Origin of the sequence: Streptomyces sp. NPDC059524 (assembly GCF_042749255.1) — a bacterium.
In the GTDB taxonomy this organism is placed as follows: Bacteria; Actinomycetota; Actinomycetes; order Streptomycetales; family Streptomycetaceae; genus Streptomyces; species Streptomyces xanthii.
Genome location: NZ_JBHYTK010000012.1, coordinates 45,901 through 61,092, shown reverse-complemented (window position 1 = coordinate 61,092; position 15,192 = coordinate 45,901). Strand labels below are relative to the sequence as shown.

General features: G+C 69.1%; 20 protein-coding genes. 7 read left to right on the top strand and 13 right to left on the bottom strand.

The features are described 5' to 3' along the window. Positions 1-253 precede the first annotated feature (253 nt). From ACFW9D_RS05760 to ACFW9D_RS05710, 11 genes are all read right to left on the bottom strand, one after another. A complete protein-coding gene (locus tag ACFW9D_RS05760; RefSeq protein WP_384618244.1) occupies positions 254-397 on the bottom strand; it encodes a hypothetical protein in 144 nt (47 codons plus the stop codon). A gap of 113 nt (positions 398-510) precedes the next feature. Next, positions 511-1,296, bottom strand: coding sequence for a DciA family protein (locus tag ACFW9D_RS05755; protein ID WP_384618242.1), 786 nt, complete (start codon positions 1,294-1,296; stop codon positions 511-513). Beyond that, entirely contained in the window at positions 1,293-2,441 is a 1,149-nt protein-coding gene (locus ACFW9D_RS05750; RefSeq protein ID WP_384618239.1) for a cell wall protein, read from the bottom strand. The genes ACFW9D_RS05755 and ACFW9D_RS05750 overlap by 4 nt, the downstream gene beginning before the upstream one ends. A 411-nt stretch (positions 2,442-2,852) precedes the next feature. After that, positions 2,853-3,029 (bottom strand): hypothetical protein, encoded by a 177-nt coding sequence (locus tag ACFW9D_RS05745; protein WP_384618236.1) that lies wholly within the window; start codon positions 3,027-3,029, stop codon positions 2,853-2,855. Positions 3,030-3,431: 402 nt separating this feature from the next. Then, a complete protein-coding gene (locus ACFW9D_RS05740; protein WP_384618234.1) occupies positions 3,432-3,860 on the bottom strand; it encodes a hypothetical protein in 429 nt (142 codons plus the stop codon). Next, entirely contained in the window at positions 3,857-4,717 is an 861-nt protein-coding gene (locus tag ACFW9D_RS05735; protein ID WP_384618231.1) for a hypothetical protein, read from the bottom strand. The genes ACFW9D_RS05740 and ACFW9D_RS05735 overlap by 4 nt, the downstream gene beginning before the upstream one ends. Then, positions 4,717-4,986 carry a hypothetical protein gene (locus tag ACFW9D_RS05730; RefSeq protein WP_384618228.1) on the bottom strand — a complete coding sequence of 90 codons (270 nt, stop codon included), beginning with the start codon at positions 4,984-4,986 and terminating at the stop codon, positions 4,717-4,719. The genes ACFW9D_RS05735 and ACFW9D_RS05730 overlap by 1 nt, the downstream gene beginning before the upstream one ends. A gap of 40 nt (positions 4,987-5,026) precedes the next feature. After that, positions 5,027-5,398 carry a hypothetical protein gene (locus ACFW9D_RS05725; RefSeq protein ID WP_384618226.1) on the bottom strand — a complete coding sequence of 124 codons (372 nt, stop codon included), beginning with the start codon at positions 5,396-5,398 and terminating at the stop codon, positions 5,027-5,029. A gap of 95 nt (positions 5,399-5,493) precedes the next feature. After that, positions 5,494-7,167 carry a DNA cytosine methyltransferase gene (locus ACFW9D_RS05720; RefSeq protein WP_384618223.1) on the bottom strand — a complete coding sequence of 558 codons (1,674 nt, stop codon included), beginning with the start codon at positions 7,165-7,167 and terminating at the stop codon, positions 5,494-5,496. Beyond that, positions 7,167-8,120, bottom strand: a complete 954-nt coding sequence (locus ACFW9D_RS05715) for an ERF family protein (protein ID WP_384618221.1) — start codon at positions 8,118-8,120, stop codon at positions 7,167-7,169. The genes ACFW9D_RS05720 and ACFW9D_RS05715 overlap by 1 nt, the downstream gene beginning before the upstream one ends. A 68-nt stretch (positions 8,121-8,188) precedes the next feature. Next, on the bottom strand, positions 8,189-8,701 hold the full coding sequence (locus ACFW9D_RS05710; RefSeq protein ID WP_384618218.1) for a hypothetical protein: 513 nt from the start codon (positions 8,699-8,701) through the stop codon (positions 8,189-8,191). Between the two features lie 213 nt (positions 8,702-8,914). Here ACFW9D_RS05710 and ACFW9D_RS05705 point away from each other — a divergent pair, with 213 nt between their 5' ends. Continuing rightward, positions 8,915-9,340 carry a hypothetical protein gene (locus ACFW9D_RS05705; protein WP_384618216.1) on the top strand — a complete coding sequence of 142 codons (426 nt, stop codon included), beginning with the start codon at positions 8,915-8,917 and terminating at the stop codon, positions 9,338-9,340. A 128-nt stretch (positions 9,341-9,468) separates the two neighbouring features. Then, positions 9,469-9,657 (top strand): DUF6011 domain-containing protein, encoded by a 189-nt coding sequence (locus tag ACFW9D_RS05700; RefSeq protein WP_384618214.1) that lies wholly within the window; start codon positions 9,469-9,471, stop codon positions 9,655-9,657. A gap of 116 nt (positions 9,658-9,773) precedes the next feature. On the opposite strand, the gene ACFW9D_RS05695 is transcribed toward ACFW9D_RS05700, so the two are convergent. Continuing rightward, entirely contained in the window at positions 9,774-10,460 is a 687-nt protein-coding gene (locus ACFW9D_RS05695) for a hypothetical protein (RefSeq protein ID WP_384618211.1), read from the bottom strand. 336 nt (positions 10,461-10,796) lie between these two features. Between ACFW9D_RS05695 and ACFW9D_RS05690 the strand changes: the two genes are divergently transcribed. The 3 genes from ACFW9D_RS05690 to ACFW9D_RS05680 all read left to right on the top strand — a co-directional run bounded on the left by ACFW9D_RS05690 (position 10,797) and on the right by ACFW9D_RS05680 (position 12,625). Beyond that, positions 10,797-11,645 (top strand): hypothetical protein, encoded by an 849-nt coding sequence (locus tag ACFW9D_RS05690; protein WP_384618209.1) that lies wholly within the window; start codon positions 10,797-10,799, stop codon positions 11,643-11,645. A gap of 62 nt (positions 11,646-11,707) precedes the next feature. After that, complete coding sequence (locus ACFW9D_RS05685; protein ID WP_384618207.1) at positions 11,708-11,875, top strand: hypothetical protein; 168 nt, start codon at positions 11,708-11,710, stop codon at positions 11,873-11,875. 42 nt (positions 11,876-11,917) lie between these two features. Next, the gene (locus ACFW9D_RS05680; RefSeq protein ID WP_384618204.1) at positions 11,918-12,625 is read left to right on the top strand and encodes a hypothetical protein; all 708 of its coding nucleotides are present in this window, start codon (positions 11,918-11,920) and stop codon (positions 12,623-12,625) included. A gap of 259 nt (positions 12,626-12,884) precedes the next feature. Here ACFW9D_RS05680 and ACFW9D_RS05675 read toward each other — a convergent pair whose 3' ends face one another. Beyond that, entirely contained in the window at positions 12,885-13,916 is a 1,032-nt protein-coding gene (locus ACFW9D_RS05675) for a tyrosine-type recombinase/integrase (RefSeq protein ID WP_384618201.1), read from the bottom strand. 203 nt (positions 13,917-14,119) lie between these two features. On the opposite strand from ACFW9D_RS05675, the gene ACFW9D_RS05670 reads away from it, so the two are divergent. Both ACFW9D_RS05670 and ACFW9D_RS05665 read left to right on the top strand, forming a co-directional pair. Next, on the top strand, positions 14,120-14,557 hold the full coding sequence (locus ACFW9D_RS05670) for a hypothetical protein (protein WP_384618198.1): 438 nt from the start codon (positions 14,120-14,122) through the stop codon (positions 14,555-14,557). A gap of 333 nt (positions 14,558-14,890) precedes the next feature. Continuing rightward, the gene (locus tag ACFW9D_RS05665) at positions 14,891-15,067 is read left to right on the top strand and encodes a hypothetical protein (protein ID WP_384618195.1); all 177 of its coding nucleotides are present in this window, start codon (positions 14,891-14,893) and stop codon (positions 15,065-15,067) included. Positions 15,068-15,192 lie beyond the last annotated feature (125 nt).

Below are 15,192 nucleotides of genomic sequence, written 5' to 3'. Positions count from 1 at the left end.
GGTGTTTAACTATTGATAACCAGAGTTGGTGGGTTTTGTGTTTTGGTGGGTGACCATTGGTCACCACCTTCATTCGTCTCCCTCTTCGTCGTCAGCCGCGAAGTTGGCGTAGGGGTGGCCGTCGGCGTATCGGGCCTCAAGGAACAGGCCTTGCCACGGCACCGAGGTGAGCGCTGGACGGGGCGAGCGAACGACGGCTTCGGGGCGCAGGCGGGCGGGTACGGCAGGGGCGGTCATGCGGTTCTCCGGTGGGTCAGGCTGCGGTCGTGTAGGGGCGGAGCGCGCGGATGTGGTCGTCGAGCCAGGCTCGTTCGAGTTCGTCCTGGACGCGGTGCCAGGTCTCGCGGTCCTCGGGGGTGAGGGTGCGCGGGTCGGTGTCGAGGTTGTCGAGCTGCACGGGCCGCTCCGTCCGGCTGGGTGCGGTGATCGTGGATCACGGTGCCGTAGATTCCGGCCGGTGTTCCCTCCGCTCGAGCCCCTCGCGGTTTACCGCGGTAAACCGAGTACGGGTCAGGCGATGTCGAAGGCGCGGCGTACGGGCGTCGGCCCGTGCTCCTGTTCGCGTCGTTTGTGGGCGAGGGCTCGCTGTCGGGGAGCGTCTCGTTCGTCGACCTGTTGGGCGGCGAGCCGGTCGAGCTCCCAGATCATGTCCCGGTGGGCTTCCTCGGGTTCGCGGTTCGCGCGTAGTGCGGCGTCTTGTCGGGCGAGGGCTTCGATGAGGTACGGGTTCGTCGGTTCCTTGGCTGGCTTCGCAGCGAGGTGGGCCTTCAGGGCCTGCTTGTAGCCGTCGCACGCCGTGTCCCTCGTGCGGATCGGCGCCTCCGGCCGTGGGGCGGCGGCAGCCTCCTGTGGCAGGGCCGGGGTGTCGGCTCCGGGCGGAAGGATCCGCAGGGCGCGAATCGCGGGCCGGGCGAGCTGGTCGTTGATGTGCTTGGCGAACTGGCGCTGCATCAGCCGCAGGTGCGCGGCCGCCGCGGAGTTCGCGGGCCGGACGGTGAGCCGGCCGGTGTCCGGGTCGTAGCCGACCGGGGTCACCAGGTGCGCGAGCGCGGTGGGGCACAGGCGCGGCCAGTCAGCGAGGACACCACCACCGTCCATGCCCGCAGTCCAGCCCTGCTCCGCCGCAACGCCGGCGAGGACCCCACCGAGGGTCTGCGGGTCGCGGCCGCCGCCCCGCACGATGCGGCTGGCACGCTTCTTCGGCTTCGTCGTGGGCTTCGTCTTCGCGGCCGCGCGGGCTGCGGCGAGCGCCTGGCGAGCGAGGTCCGCGCCGGACGCGGTCGGTGTGTCGCTCATGCCCACGACCCCTGACGCTCGAGGGCAGCGCCCTGCTCGATGGCGAAGTTCACGAGGCGTCGGCCGTACAGGTCGACGGCGTCCAGCTCGTCTTCCTCGAAGTGGGCGAGGACCTCGGGCCAGTTGTTCCAGTTCATGCGGGCCAGGCGTCGTTCGCGGTCGGTGCGCTCCGGCTCGGCCTCGAGGTGGCGCAGCCCCATGAGCTCGGTCCACGCCTCGTTGTCCGCGGGGCGCCCGGCAGCGGCCTGTTCGGCCTCCTTGGCGTCCCACGCGGCCTGGTGGGCTAGGTCGGCGGCGAGGCGGGCCTGGATGTACTCCGCGGGCCGCTTCGGCTGCCAGCCGAGGGCCAGGCCGTGCAGTTCGTCGGCGATCTGTCGGGCGTCGAGACCTCGGTCGGTCAGCGGCCGCAGCACGAACTCGAGCCGGCGCAGGGGCACTCGCTGGGTCCAGTTCACGAGCGCCCGCACCAGGCGGACCACCTTGTGGGCGCGCTCGACATCGGCGGCGGTCCGGGAACGGCCCCCGCCGTTGCTGCTGTTCTTGCGGGTGGTCTGGCGGGGGAGGGTGATCGGTTCGCGCCCCGCCTGCGGGGTGTAGTTACTACCCCCCACCATCTGAACCTGACTCTCTTCCTCAACCCAGGTAAGGGAAGGGGTGACACGCCCCTGATCGGCCCCCGGGTTATCCACAGGCTTCTGCTGGCCCCGCTGGTCGATGACGACCCGTGCCTCGTAACCCTCGCCGATGATGCGGTGCCCCATGGCGTGGTCGTACGAGGGCGGGATGACAGCCCCGTACACGGTCGCCGTTCCGGCGTAGCCGCCCAGGCCGAGCCGTCGGCGGATGTTCGTGCGGGTGCCGTGCTCGATCCACACCAGAGTGCCCAGTTCGCGGAGGCAGGCGACGTGGCGCTGCACCTGACGTACGGACAGGCCGAGGCGGGCGGCGGTGTCTTCCTGGGCGTAGCGGACGTGTCCGAGGTCGTAGTCCATGCGCGCGGCGAGGTCCTGGGCGACGCGGAGCGTGGTGGCGTTCGCGCGGGGGTGGAGGCCGGCTGCGATCAGCCATTCCACCGCGCGAAGCCACCGACGCGGGCCGCTGCGGCGCGACTTGGTGGCGTGCACCTCCTGGCAGTCGCCGCGCACGATCGCGACCTGAGCCGCACTGTAATCGCTAGCGCGTTCGAATTCAGTGATCGGGGTGTGCGTGTCGAGAGTGGATTCGGTGGTGCCAGCGTCGCCCGGAAGAGGGCACATTGCCGACGAATCGCCCGCACGAGGGCGCCCAAGCTGACAAGACGGTGTCGCGTACTGCACTATGTACCTGCCTGAGTCCGATGGATCAGGGCATGAAAAAGCCCCGCTTCGGTGGTGCTTGGTTCGTGGAGAACCTGAACTGCTCGACTCCGACCGGCTGCCAACCGGAAGGGCGAGTTCATAGCTCGGTCGCCAAACCGAGCCGTAGGAAGTGGCCGCGCACGGTGCGCCAACACCAGCGGCCAGCGGTAGAGGAAGCGCCCCCGCCAAGGGGCCCCAGACCTCCCGCTCAGGAAGTCGCTACGTCATCTGATCTCCCTCAATGGGTGAGGTCTGTCCCTGCGCCTGGTCGGCGAGGTAGGCGATGTGGGCATCGACGGCTCGCATGGCGAGGTCTATGTCCCAGTCGGAGGAGTCGCGGTGGCTGTGCCCGCGGATCGTCTCCTCGAGCGTGTCCCGTAGTTCTTGGCGGGTCATCGGCACGTCAGATCCAGGGAAGGCGGCGGTGCCGCCCGGCCCGGTCATGCGGTGGCGTGGATCGTGGCGACAGGGCCCGTGCTCGACGCCGAACATGTGATGTTCACGGCGGAGTCCTGGGTCCCACTGTCTGTTCGCCCGGGTGTCCGGGTACGCTTCGCCATAGAGCTGGCACCTTCAATCGTCGCAAGCGGTGTGGTGTCGGCGGGCCCCGCGTCCTGATGCGGCAAACATCGGGACTCCACTGCGAGTGGAAGCGGGGCCTTTTGACGTGTCTGGCGCCCCATCCGGACCACTCGAATCTGAGTAGTCGTCTGGTGCATAGCGCAGCCTACCGGTTGGCACTGACAATCCGCCCCGGCACTCCCAAACGTGTCGCACACGGCGCGCGCCTTCCTTGACTCACGCATCCCGGCCTCCACGAGCCGACTCCCCGTCAGCCGGATGCGTCAACGCGGCCGTTGCCGCCGCCCGCGCCACCATCCCCGCCATCGCCGCATGACCCGCCCGAGCCAAGTCGTCCCGCAACCTGGCTAGGACGTCCCGGGACAGGCGCGGCGTCGACAGCATGCGCCCGCACCGCACCCCCACCGCCATCGCCCGATCCCACACCTCCTGCACCAGCACCGGATCCGCGTCGGGGAACAGGTCGGTCGGCAGCTTGCGGGGCGTGCCCGCGGTGTCGAGCTGGGCGGCGAGGATCAGGCCGGCCACGTACTCGCCGGACAGGATCGCGCGGCCGCCGAGGACCAGGTCGGTGCGGGACGTCTCGTAAGCGGCCTGCTCGTCGGCCGACGGGACGGTGGCGGGAGTGGGGGAGTGGGCGGTCATGCGGCAGCCTCCAGGGATGCGGAAGAAGCAGGAGCAGTACGAGAGGGGAGAGAACGACCCACCGTCGACGAGGCGACAGTTGGAGGAAGGGGCAGCTCGAGCTGACCGGCGATCGCCTTGAACTTCGCGCGGCCCGGACGCGGCCCCCGAGTCCGCAGCGGCGCCGGCTTCGGGTCCGCCGTCGTCCTCATGTCACGGGCCACCGCCGGCACCGACCCGTCATCCAGGCGCACCCACTTCGCGTCGACCAGGCCCCGCTCCAGGGCCCGCTCGAGGAACTCGTTGCGGGACGCCGACTTCGGCAGCCCCAGCAGCCGCACCAGCGATGACCGCTGCCAGTTCGCCGTCCGCAGGTCCATGTTCGCGACCGTCGCCACATCCCACGGGTCCGTGTGCCGGGCCAGCGCGTACAGCAAGTCCTTCTTCTGGTCCGTCGTGAACCGGACATCCGGCGCCGCCGCAGGCGCCATGCCCGAGCGCGCCTTGACGAGCCTCCGGGTCCGCGCCTGCCACCGCTCGCCGCCCAGCACCGCGAACTCCTCAACCAGCTTCCCGTCCGGGCCCGGCGTATTGGCGTACGTGTGGCAGGCCATCATGATCGGGCACTCCACGCACACATCGATCGCCGCAGCCTCCCGAGCGATCCGCTCCTGCGGCCGCTCACCACCGTCGACGTCCGGCGCCTGCCACGCCGTGACCGGCACCCGCACCCGGGTCCCATCCGCCAACTCCTGGCTACCGGACGCGAGAGTCGGGTCGTCCGGGTCGGGCGCGCAGCCCCGGTACTTGAAACGCGGGTGCTCGCTGAGCGCGTCGTACGCGCCACGCGACGACAGCGGAGTGTTGGTCGGGCTCATCACTGGCCCCCTTCCTTCGGGTCGATGGTGTGGTTCCTGGAACTGGTGGAGGGTGCGGAGATGCCGACAGCGGCTGCCAGATCCGACAGCCGCTGCTCCAGCCCCTGCTGCAGTGCCTCGTGGTCGGCCTGCACGACCTGGTCCACGAGCCGCGTCCCGGCCCGCTCCGCGGTCAACTCCCGCAGCAGCAGCCGATGGCGGCGGGCCAGGCCGCCGGCCACCACCACAAGGGCGCAGACGACGACCAGACCGTGTATTCGGTGAGACACGCTCACCGCTCCTTTCAGACAGGGGAAGGGCAAGTGGGGGTTATCGGCGGGTCAGCGTGGGCTGCTCGTACAGGCCGGCCAGACGGTCGTGCGCCTCGGCGACGATCCGGTCCGCCTCCGCCATCGCCTGCAACCGCTCCTCCAGCCCACCGGGCCCCTCGACTCGGGCCAGGAAGTGGGCGCGGGCCGCCAACTCGATCTGGATCGCGTCCTCCAGAGCCGCCTCACGGCCCCGCAGCCGGTCCAGGTGCTGGCGGACACTGCCCGGGTACACGTCCGTCGCGAAATGGCCGCGGGCACGGCGCCGGCGCCGCCACGCGCAGTCGAGAGCGGCGTACACGCCGGACGCACAGATCAGGATCGGAGCCGCGAGCGGCAGGAGGATGTCCACGACGGACCTCGATTCAGGCAAGGGGGTATCCCCGGGCTGGCGTTCAGTGAGGTTGAAGCAGGGGTCCGGTGGGGCGGACGTACGGGCGGGGCGCTCAGATGGCCCCGCCAGGGGTGTTACGCGGCGGCGACGAGCTCGGGGCCGCGGTCCTGCGGGGAGTGGAGCACGGCCCGCAGGCGGCGACCGATCCAGGCGCCGACCTGCGGGCTGACGGCATTACCGAATCCGTCGACCTGGTTTCGGTCGGTGCCCCACACGTTGAACGTGCCTTCGTAGCCCGGGAAGGTGACGTCGAAGCCGCACCCGCGGCCGATCTCGTACGCCCGCATCATCCGGTAGAAGCAGTCCTCGAGCGGCAGCTCCGAGAGCGTCGACCTCCACAGGGACGACAAATGTGCCCTTGCCATGTCGGAGCCGACCATGCCGGCCGCCGACAGCAGCCCCGGTATCTGGTCCGAGGTGAACGTAGGCATGGCCTCCGCGTGCATTGTCGGCACGGTGTTCTTCCGGTACGGCAGGACCCCGGACGACACGACAGCGAGCGTCTCCGAACCGACCTGCGTGGGCAGCGGCTCACCAGCGCCTCGGGCAGCGCCCTGGAAGTTGTCCACGGCCAGCGCGGTCGCGGCCTCCGCCCACAGCGGCTCGATGACCGGCCCGGTCGACAGGACCGCTGCTTCCTGCTGACTGGTCTGCGTGGCCATCGGCTGCAGCAGCAGTCGCTCCGAGCCGTGCACGCCCTTCGCCGGCATGAGGATTGCGGGGAAGTCCGCGAACTTCCGACGGCACCGCTCGGCACGCGCCATCGTCGACGGCGCGAACCAGCTTTGCGTGACGGCACCGGTCTTCTTGTCCTTGAACGTCTTCAGCGGCCGGTCACCGATCCGCGTCCCGAGGTCCGTCAGGTCGAGCGCGGCCAGCGACGGCGTCATCGGCGGAACGACCGTGCCACGGCACGACGGGCACCGGTACTCGTACTGCTCGCCGTAGCTCACCTTCCCCGACAGCGGGACCCCCGTGCGCCACGTCCAGACAGCTTCCACGTCCTTGTCGCAGTGGTGGCATCGCGAAACGGGCCGGTGCTCGAGGTCAGGCATCGGGAGGTGCTTCTTGACGAACACCCAGTAGCCACGGTCCCGAGACTGCGGCACCCCGAAGAACTGCGAGTTCAAGAACAGGACCTTCACGTTGTAGTCGATCAAGTCGAACCGCTTGAGCCACCACCTGTAAGTGCTGCCGTCGCCGATCTTCGGATGGTCAGGGAGCGCGGGGCCCCAGGACTGCAGCCCCGTGGTGCACTCCACGAGGATCATCTCCGGGTGGTGCTGGGCCGCGTAGTGCAGAACGCAGTTCGCGGTGGCCCGGTCCCGTTCCGACTTCGTGACTCGTTCCTCGAAGTCAGGGTCTTCCAGTTCGAAGAGGGTCATGCCCTGCTCGTACGCCTTGACTGTGTTGGCCTGTGAGTGGTTGACGCACGAGACTCCTGCGACCAGGAGGTTGGCCTTCGGAAGGTCGCGAGCGGAGTGGTAGTCGGCTGCGTCCGGGTCGACCAGGTCGGCGATCCAGTGCTCGGCGTCCGGGTGGTTGGCCTCGTGGACCTCCACCTTGTACGCGTTGTGGTTCGCCGCCATGATCGTGGTGAACCCGGCGATCTCGATGCCCTTGGTCAGCCCACCGAACCCGGAGAACAGGTCGACCGCGACAGGGTCGTCGTGCCGGAACCGACGCCGCCTGGTGGCCGGCCGGTGCGTGGCGACCCGCGCTCGCTGCTTCTTGGACGCGCTCGACATCAGGCGGCGCTCCCCTCGGTGTTCTTCAGCTCGGCGATTCGGTTGGCCAGCAGGTCCTTCAGCGGCATCCGGCCGCCCAGCGGGCCCTCGGCGTCGCGGTCGGCCTGGCCGTGGATGCGGGCGTCCTCTGCGATCTGGGAGAGCGCGTCGGCGTTGTCCCACATCCGCTGTGTCTGCTCCATCAGCCGGTCCAGCGGATCGACACCCGCCTCGGCTGCGACCTGTGCGGCCGCCTTCGGGGCCTCCTCCTGCTGCCGCTGCTCCTTCTCCGCCGCAGCCGCACGCAGTTCCTTGCCGCGGGTCACGATCAGGTCCCCGAGCGTCGTCTGCCCGTCCGGACCGTGGACCGTGGCGCCCAGCAGCCCATCAGCCGAGACCTCCGTGTGCATCGCCTGCAGCGCGCCGACGTTGTGCCACACGGCGGCCTTCCGCAGCCGCTCCATGTACGCGTCCGCCGGGGACGACTGCCCGACCGGGTGGTCCCGGTCTCCGTCGTCCAGGGACCCCGCATCGACCGGGATCATGAACGTGTGGACCAGCGCGTACTTCAGCGCCGCCGACATCGCCTTGTTCGACGCCTTGTCCGCCACGTCGGACGCCTCGCCCAGCGTCGTCGCCGTGACGCGGTCGCCGGCCGGTCCGCAGAAGTGGAACGCCACCCGCATCCGGACCGCGTTCATTTTCCCGCGCACCTCGGTCTGGAAGTCGAGGACCTCCGGGGTCATGAACACCCCGTGGTCGCGCAGCGGCTGCGCCAGCGCGCCGATCGCGTCGTCGACACCGCGGAAGCTGTAGTTCTGCGAGTTGTTCCGCCCGTTCTTCCCGACGTTCTTCACGTCCCGCATGACGCGGGCCATCAGCTCGTAGATGGTGGGCTGAGCCTGGTTCGGGGTGTGCGAGGTCAGACCCTCCGCGGTCGTGCTGTTCGCGGGGGTCTCAATGGCAGACGCCATGAGGGTTCTCCTATGGGATTACGCGGGGTGCGGGGCGGCCCGGGTGCAGGCCGGCGTCCCGCACCCGGTCAGTCGTTGAGTTGTTCCTCGAGACCGAACTCCTGGACCAGCCAGGACAGTGCGATCTGCGGGGGCGTCACCTTGTAGCCGAGCCGCCCCGTCATCTCCGGGAGCTTGGCGCGCAGCGACTTCAGCGTGTCCGCGTCCACCGGCACGTTCAGGTTCACCTTGACGATGCCGGAGTTGCGGCGGGCCCGGGACGCCGGCGGGGGCGTCCACTTGCCGTCCAGGGCGCGCTGCAGGCCGTCGGTGAGGACGGCGGACAGGTTCGACTCGGTGCGGTCGGCCTCGGCGAGGATCGCGGCACGCAGCGGCTCGGCGACGCTGATGGCGAGGTTCATGTCGTTCTGGCCGTCGCGGGCGGGCGCCCGGTCCACGACCAGCAGGCGGTAGCCGTACGGCTGGAGCAGTGCCTCGAGGGTGTCGGCGATCTGCGGGTCTCCGCCGGCACGCAGTTTGGCGGCGCCCAGCTCGATGTGAGCTCGGGTGCGTTCGACGTCGCGCTTGGTGTTGCGGGCCACGGCGGGTCCTTTCGGCGGGGTGCGCCGCTCGGACCGGGGGCGGTTCGGCGGGCGCGTGGGGGTGTTGACCACGCCAGTTTCCTCCATATCTCGATCCAGCGCCATGGGCTATGGCGTCTGGTGCAACACGAGAACCGTAACGCATTCACCATTGCTGCGCAATGGAATATGGATTACAGTGGAGTCATCCACCACGAAACGAGGGCACCCACCATGAAGCACACCAACCGCCAGCCGGCCACCAAGACCCTCGCCGACCTCTACCGCGCCGCCGACCACCGCCGCGCCGTCACGATCACCTACCTCAAGCCCGGCGAGACCGAGCCCACCGTGCGCACCATCGAGATCGCCGAACTCCGCACCACCAGCGTCAAGGCCAGCAAGGGCCAGCTCACCGGAGGCGGCATCGTCATCGTCGCCATGTGCCGACTCCGTAGCGCGCGCCGCGAGTTCCACGTCTCCGGCCTGATCGCCTACACCGTTCACCGCATCGGTTATGTGCTCACCATGCCGCCCAACACCACCTACGAAGCCCCGGCCCCCGCGCCGGCCGACGACGCCCAGGCCCTGTTCTTCTACGAGCTGGCGCGCGACCGCGACGACGCCGACTACCGTCCCCGCGTACGCCTGGCGGCCTGAAACACGGAAGGCCACCACCCCGGAATGGGTGGTGGCCTCGGTAGTCACAGTGATCGCGCAAGCGCAGCGTAGCCCAGGGCGGCACCACGGCGGAACCCCTTCCCTCAGATCCCTCCAGAATCGTGCCCATGGACCGTCAGGAACCCCTCGCTCAGGCCCCGTCCGGCCTCCGCCGGCGCGTCTACTGCCGCCGCTGCCGACGGCTACTCAAGGACCCGGAGTCCCGCGCCCGTGGGTACGGCAGCGAATGCGATCCGCGAGCCCGCAGCACTCATGCACAGCACGACGTCGACCAGGACCCCATACCCGGCCTGTAGAAGGCGGCCCCCGCACACGTGCGCAGTGCGGGGGCCTGGGCTTCGGTCCTGTCGTTGCCCTGTGTCCGACCGTAGGCGTGTGGTTGCCGGGTCGCATACGGGGAGGGCTGTCCGCGTCAGGGGGTGCCGGCCTCGTCTTCGTCGTTCTCGCTCTCGGGGTTGGGCTGGATCTTGTTGTAGACGTAGGCGGCTCCTGCGATGACGGGGCCGGCGACGAGGGCGGCGCCGCCGGCGTCCTCGAGGAGTTCCTTGGCGGTCTCGCTCTGTACCTGCGCCTGCATCAGGATCAGGAAGACGAGGATGCCCCAGAACCAGAGGAACAGGTTGCGGCGGGCCTCCCAGGACAGGCCCGCGGGCTGGTTGGAGGCGAACGTCTGGGCTGAGTCGGTCATGGCCGCGAGGAGTTCGTCGGGAACGCCGTCTGCGGCCTCCGGGCCCGGCTGGCGTGAGGCCTGTTGGATCGCCTGGAGGGCGGCGCGCTGGACGTCGTGGGTGATGACGTCGGAGGGCGGCAGGCTGTTGAGGAGGGCGACCCAGTTGGTGCCGGGGGTGAACTGGGCGTTGAAGTCGGCGACGTGCTGCTGCAGCTCTGCGGTGAAGGAGGCGGTTGCGTCGTGGACGAGCGCGTTGCGCAGCCGACTGTTCGGTGCGAGCGCCAGGCGCAGGACGGTTTGCCAGCGGACGTGGGCGGTGGCCCGCGAGTTCGGCTCTCCTACGTTCAGGGCGAGGGTGGCGGATGGGTCGGAGGCTCGTTGGACGAGCTCGAGGAGTTCGTCCCACGGGTTGGAGGGGGCATCGGGCATGCAGACATCCTCGTCGATGGAGGACTGCATGCGGAGGGCTTTGCGGGGAGCGGCCCAACACGCGGGGGGAAGGACCTCCAGCACACAAGCCGGATCGGTCGTAGCGTGCACTTCAGCAGCGCCGCGAGACCCCCGGGGAACCCCCGGGGAACCCCCGGAAACACCCTCCCACCAGTACTTTTACGAACCCTCCGGCCGACCACCCGCCAGGAGAAGCAGCGCGCGCACCGCCCCGCACTTTTCCCCGCGCTGGAACCCACCACCGCACCTGGACGGGTGGGGCCTGAGGGTTCGTAAAGATTGATCTGAGCAGTGCGCACGGCCAATATGGGAGGCATGAACCCCCGCGACCTGCTCGAGGCCTGGCTCACCTCCGGCGTCCTACGCCCCTCCACCGTCGGCCGCTACCAGCCGCAGGTCGACTCCTGGCTCACCTGGTGCGAAGTCGCAGGCGTGGACCCGTACGACATCACCATCCACCATGTCGCCGCCTGGTCCGGTGAGCGCCTCGCCCCCCACCTCGACGGCCGGGAGTTCTCCGGGCCCGACGACCTCGCCTGGCTCGCACAGAACGCCCCCGACGCCGCCGGCACCCACGACGGATACATCACCGCCGTCACCCAGTACTACAAGGCCGCCCACGACCGCGGCCTCATCACCGGAATCCCCGACCTCGGCGAACTGCGCTCCGGCCTCGACCGCGACGCCGCCGAACCCAAGAAGCTCGACACGCGCGAACGCGCCGTCCTGCTGTCCTGCATCGGCATGTGGGGCCCCGACCGCGCCCGCCACTACCGACGCGACCGCCTCATCTGCTACCTCCTCCTCGAACGCCTCCGCCCCTCCGAAGTCGTCCGCGTCGACCTCCGGCATCTTCAGGAACAACCCGACGGCGGCTACGAAGTCCGCGCCCCCGACTACGAGTACGAAGCCCTCGGCAAGCAGTTCACCCTCGATCCGCTCACCGGCGCCGCCCTGCGCGACTACCTGCCCTCGAGGCCCCGGCCGGCCGACGGCGTCCACACCCTCCTCCTCGGACAGGGCGGCCGCACCCTCAACACCCGCTACCCCAACGTCCTCGTCCAGCAGATCGCCGAGCTCCACCCGCTCCTTGCCCAACGCCGGCCCCCGGTCACCGCCGACGCGGTAGCACACACCGGACTCTGGGACAGCAACGACGCCTGACTTCGAGCGCATCGAGTGGCCACCGTGCCAGAGCGGGTCAGGGCCGCTGGCACAATCCCGGCATGACGAACTGCACCTCCTGCAAGGGCCAGTACGACGAGACCGACGCTCGGGCCGCCGCGGCCCACACCGAGCCCGTGCACTGCAATGCCCGGCGAACCTGCCGCTGCCAGGGCAAGCCCGGCTGCTACCCGTGCGGGGACTCCTTCTGTCTCTGCTCTTCGCACTGACAGGACCGCGACTGTCAGCGCCTGCGCCTACTCTTGCCGCTCATGAACCTCGAGCAGTGGACCTTTGTGGTCGCGGCGGCCTCCATGGTCGCCGCCGCCGTAGCCGCGTACCAGGTGAAGTACGCCCGCCAGGCGCTCCGCTTCAGCGAGCGGGTGCAGCGAGAAGCGTCTGAGCCGTACGTCATCGTGTCCATCCGACCTCTGCAGCCGTGGGTTCCCGTGCTCGTCGTGGCCATCGAGAACACGGGGCCGACCGTCGCGAGGAACATCCGGATCGCGGTGTCGCCCGACATCGAGTCGTCACTCGGGGACGAGATGACGCAGCAGCTGCGCCAGGCACTCGCACGCACGATCCCAATGCTTCCGCCCGGGCAGAAGCTGGAGTACCCGCTCGATGGCGAGGAACGCTGGAGCAGCGGGCTTCCGATGCTGTACACGTTCACGGTGAACGCGGAGGGACCCCACGGGCCGCTCGAGACCATGCGGTACGTCTCCGACATCAGCGTCCTGGGAACCAGTCTGGTCGGGGAGCGTCCTCTGAAGAAGGTCGAGAACGAGCTCGGTCAGCTCCGGAAGCTGGTGAAGAAGCTGGCCGACGGCTATGTGGACGCGAACCATGACGCCATCCTGGAGAGCAAGCGCCGTCGCCAGGAGTCGTCGCTGGTGCTGGCTCAGCGGCTCGCCCGGCAGCTGCAAGCGCATGCAGACCCGGCCCCTGCCGCGACGTCTGCAGATGGTGGAGACGAGTAGTCGCCACGTCCCACATCCGCGACCTACCGGGGCGAGTGTGTCCGCCGTAGCCTGGAGACATGCCCAGCGACAACCGGCAGCGACGTGACGGCACCGCCAAGCGGGTGCAGCTGACCAGCGGGGACCACCGTGATCCCGGCACAGCGCAAGGCCCGCCGCGAGTACGCGAACCGCGTCACCGCTCTCAGAGCCCCGGCCTGACCAAGATCACCGGCTTAGCGTTAACCGCTGTACCGATGTTCCCCGAGGCCGATGTACGTCACAGCCCGAGCCCGACGAGGGCGTTGTCCTTCTCGTCCCACTGGTCGACGATCCGCATGTAGCCGTCCAGGACCTTGGAGCCGTCCGCGTGCCCGGTGATCGCAGCGATGGCCTTTCGGTCCTTCCCGGCGCGCCTCGCCTCGGTGGCGAGGCCGGAGCGGACGGAGTGCCCGGTGAACAGGTCCTCGTATCCGGCGCGGAGTCCGGCGGCGGTGATGAGGTCGCCGGCACGCTGCGGGGAGAGTCCCTGGGGCTGAACCTTGCCGGTGTGGTGGATGCGGCGGAACGCGTGCCGGTCGGGCTCGAGGATCTGCGCGGCCTGGGCCCAGGCGTGCCAGGCGCGGACGGGGCACGTGTCGGTGTTCTTCCCGTACGGGACGGGGACGGTGCGGGGTTCGGTCTTGGAGACGGCGACGTGGACGAGGAGTCCGTTCTCGTCGTCGCGGATGTTGCGCAGGCGTAGGCCGGCGAGTTCGGCGCGGCGGGCGGCGATGGAGAAGCCGAGCAGCAGCATGGCGCGGTCGCGGAGGCCGAAGATGTCGGTGCCGCACAGGCTGACGATGTGCTGGAGGTCGGCGAGGCGCATGGCGGGGGCTTTGCCGCGGCCGCGCTCGGGTTCTTCGGCTTCGGCGGCCTGCTTGCGGTAGTCCTTGAGCAACTCCCGTGCGGCTTTGGTGGCTTTGGGGTCGACGACGATCTCGTAGGGCGGGTGGCGGAGGGTGACGGCGACGCCGGCGAGTTTGCGGTCGATGGTGGAGTAGGCGCGGTGTTCGCGGTTCCACAGGTAGTCGACGAACATGCGCAGGGTGCCGCGGGTGGCGGCGGTGACGGGAATCTGGAGCGTCTCGCAGAACGTGGTCCAGGTCTTCCAGTCGGCCGCGTAGGCGCGGGTGGTGTTGTCGGGGCGTTGTTCGGTGGCGTGGGCGTCGCTGGCCGTGTCGAGGGCAGCGAGGCGGGCTCGGAGCTGGTCGTCGAACTGGGCGGGGTGCAGGGGTCGTTTTTCGGGGTGTGCGGGCAGTGCGTCGTCCATGTGGGTGGTGCTCCCCTGCTCGGTGATCGTTCTTGATATGTGAGCTTATCGGGGATCAGGGCGAGGGCCCGGAGGGTCCAGTTGCCTGACGGTCACTCAAACCCTTTACTGGACCCGTGAAAAGCCCTGTCAAGATACGATGCCGTCTGCTAGCGTCATATACACCTCGGGGAAGTCGAGGGTCTAATGAGACGGGAGCATTCATGAGGTTGATCATCGAGGACGTGCCTGAGGACCTCGCCAGGGAAATCGCCGCACTGATCGGCAAGCACGGCAGCGCGTCAGCGGCTACCTTCGCGCCCGAGTGGACGGTCACCCGCGCCGAGCAGCTGCTGCGCGACATTCCCTCCGTGGCAGCCAAGCTCATTCGCGAGGCCGTCGCCGGAAACGGCTGGGCGGCGGCGGACAAGCTGCGCGGGCCGGACGGTACCGCTTCGCTTCGGGGGCGCTCAGGCGCCATCACCAAGGCCATCAACCGTGGGGCCGCTGCAAAACGTTGGCCAGCCGACATGGACGCACCGGTTCAGGCGCAGTACGACCCAGAGAACCCCTCGTACCAGCGCACGACGGGCTATGTGATGCCCGAGGACCTCGTGCCGGTCTTCCGCGCTGCCATCGAGCGCGTGGATCACGGTAGTTGAGGGCCGGGTTGTCGGCAGCACTTCTGCGGGCGCGACGGGAAATGTGGGGGACGTCACACGAAGCCCCGGAATCTTTGGTTCCGCCGCCCTCAGCTGAGCTTTCGTCACCATACGGATTCGTAAGGACCCACTGGGGCCCAACAGGGCCAGCCAGGTCCAGGGAGCTATGTCTCGGCCGGCCCAGAAGTGAGGGCGCACGACCATGGTTGCCAGTGGGCGCCCTTAGAATTCCACCAACGCAAAGAGAGCTCCACCCCGACGGAAGGCCTAGGAAACCGAGTCGGGAGAGCTCCCTCTGCGGAACGTCCATCCACGGCAGTGAAGTGAGGTTCCATGAAGAAGGGTAACAAGGAGGGTCCCGAGCCCGGCGGGGGGCTTGCCCGTCTCCGGCATCACCTGCGCCGCTGGCAGGCCCGGTCCCTGCACGAGCAGGTGCTGCGGGGCGCGGCGTACAGCGTCGGATCTGGTGCGGTCAGCTTGATCCTCGTCTGGGTCGAGAGCCGCTTCTGACGGCATGAAGTTCGAGAAGGGGCCCCCCCCGGGGGTGGGTGGGGGGCGCTGCGGGTAACCACACGCGCGAAAGCCAAAAGGCCAACCTATGGGTTGTGTGATATCGGTGTCGGGTTGTTTGAGGG

Coding starts and splice junctions, on each gene's coding strand:
- ACFW9D_RS05755 (WP_384618242.1), bottom strand. CDS start 1,296: ATGAGCGACACACCGACCGCGTCCGGCGCGGACCTCGCTCGCCAGGCG.
- ACFW9D_RS05745 (WP_384618236.1), bottom strand. CDS start 3,029: ATGACCCGCCAAGAACTACGGGACACGCTCGAGGAGACGATCCGCGGG.
- ACFW9D_RS05740 (WP_384618234.1), bottom strand. CDS start 3,860: ATGACCGCCCACTCCCCCACTCCCGCCACCGTCCCGTCGGCCGACGAG.
- ACFW9D_RS05735 (WP_384618231.1), bottom strand. CDS start 4,717: ATGAGCCCGACCAACACTCCGCTGTCGTCGCGTGGCGCGTACGACGCG.
- ACFW9D_RS05720 (WP_384618223.1), bottom strand. CDS start 7,167: ATGTCGAGCGCGTCCAAGAAGCAGCGAGCGCGGGTCGCCACGCACCGG.
- ACFW9D_RS05715 (WP_384618221.1), bottom strand. CDS start 8,120: ATGGCGTCTGCCATTGAGACCCCCGCGAACAGCACGACCGCGGAGGGT.
- ACFW9D_RS05705 (WP_384618216.1), top strand. CDS start 8,915: ATGAAGCACACCAACCGCCAGCCGGCCACCAAGACCCTCGCCGACCTC.
- ACFW9D_RS05700 (WP_384618214.1), top strand. CDS start 9,469: ATGGACCGTCAGGAACCCCTCGCTCAGGCCCCGTCCGGCCTCCGCCGG.
- ACFW9D_RS05695 (WP_384618211.1), bottom strand. CDS start 10,460: ATGCCCGATGCCCCCTCCAACCCGTGGGACGAACTCCTCGAGCTCGTC.
- ACFW9D_RS05690 (WP_384618209.1), top strand. CDS start 10,797: ATGAACCCCCGCGACCTGCTCGAGGCCTGGCTCACCTCCGGCGTCCTA.
- ACFW9D_RS05685 (WP_384618207.1), top strand. CDS start 11,708: ATGACGAACTGCACCTCCTGCAAGGGCCAGTACGACGAGACCGACGCT.
- ACFW9D_RS05680 (WP_384618204.1), top strand. CDS start 11,918: ATGAACCTCGAGCAGTGGACCTTTGTGGTCGCGGCGGCCTCCATGGTC.
- ACFW9D_RS05675 (WP_384618201.1), bottom strand. CDS start 13,916: ATGGACGACGCACTGCCCGCACACCCCGAAAAACGACCCCTGCACCCC.
- ACFW9D_RS05670 (WP_384618198.1), top strand. CDS start 14,120: ATGAGGTTGATCATCGAGGACGTGCCTGAGGACCTCGCCAGGGAAATC.
- ACFW9D_RS05665 (WP_384618195.1), top strand. CDS start 14,891: ATGAAGAAGGGTAACAAGGAGGGTCCCGAGCCCGGCGGGGGGCTTGCC.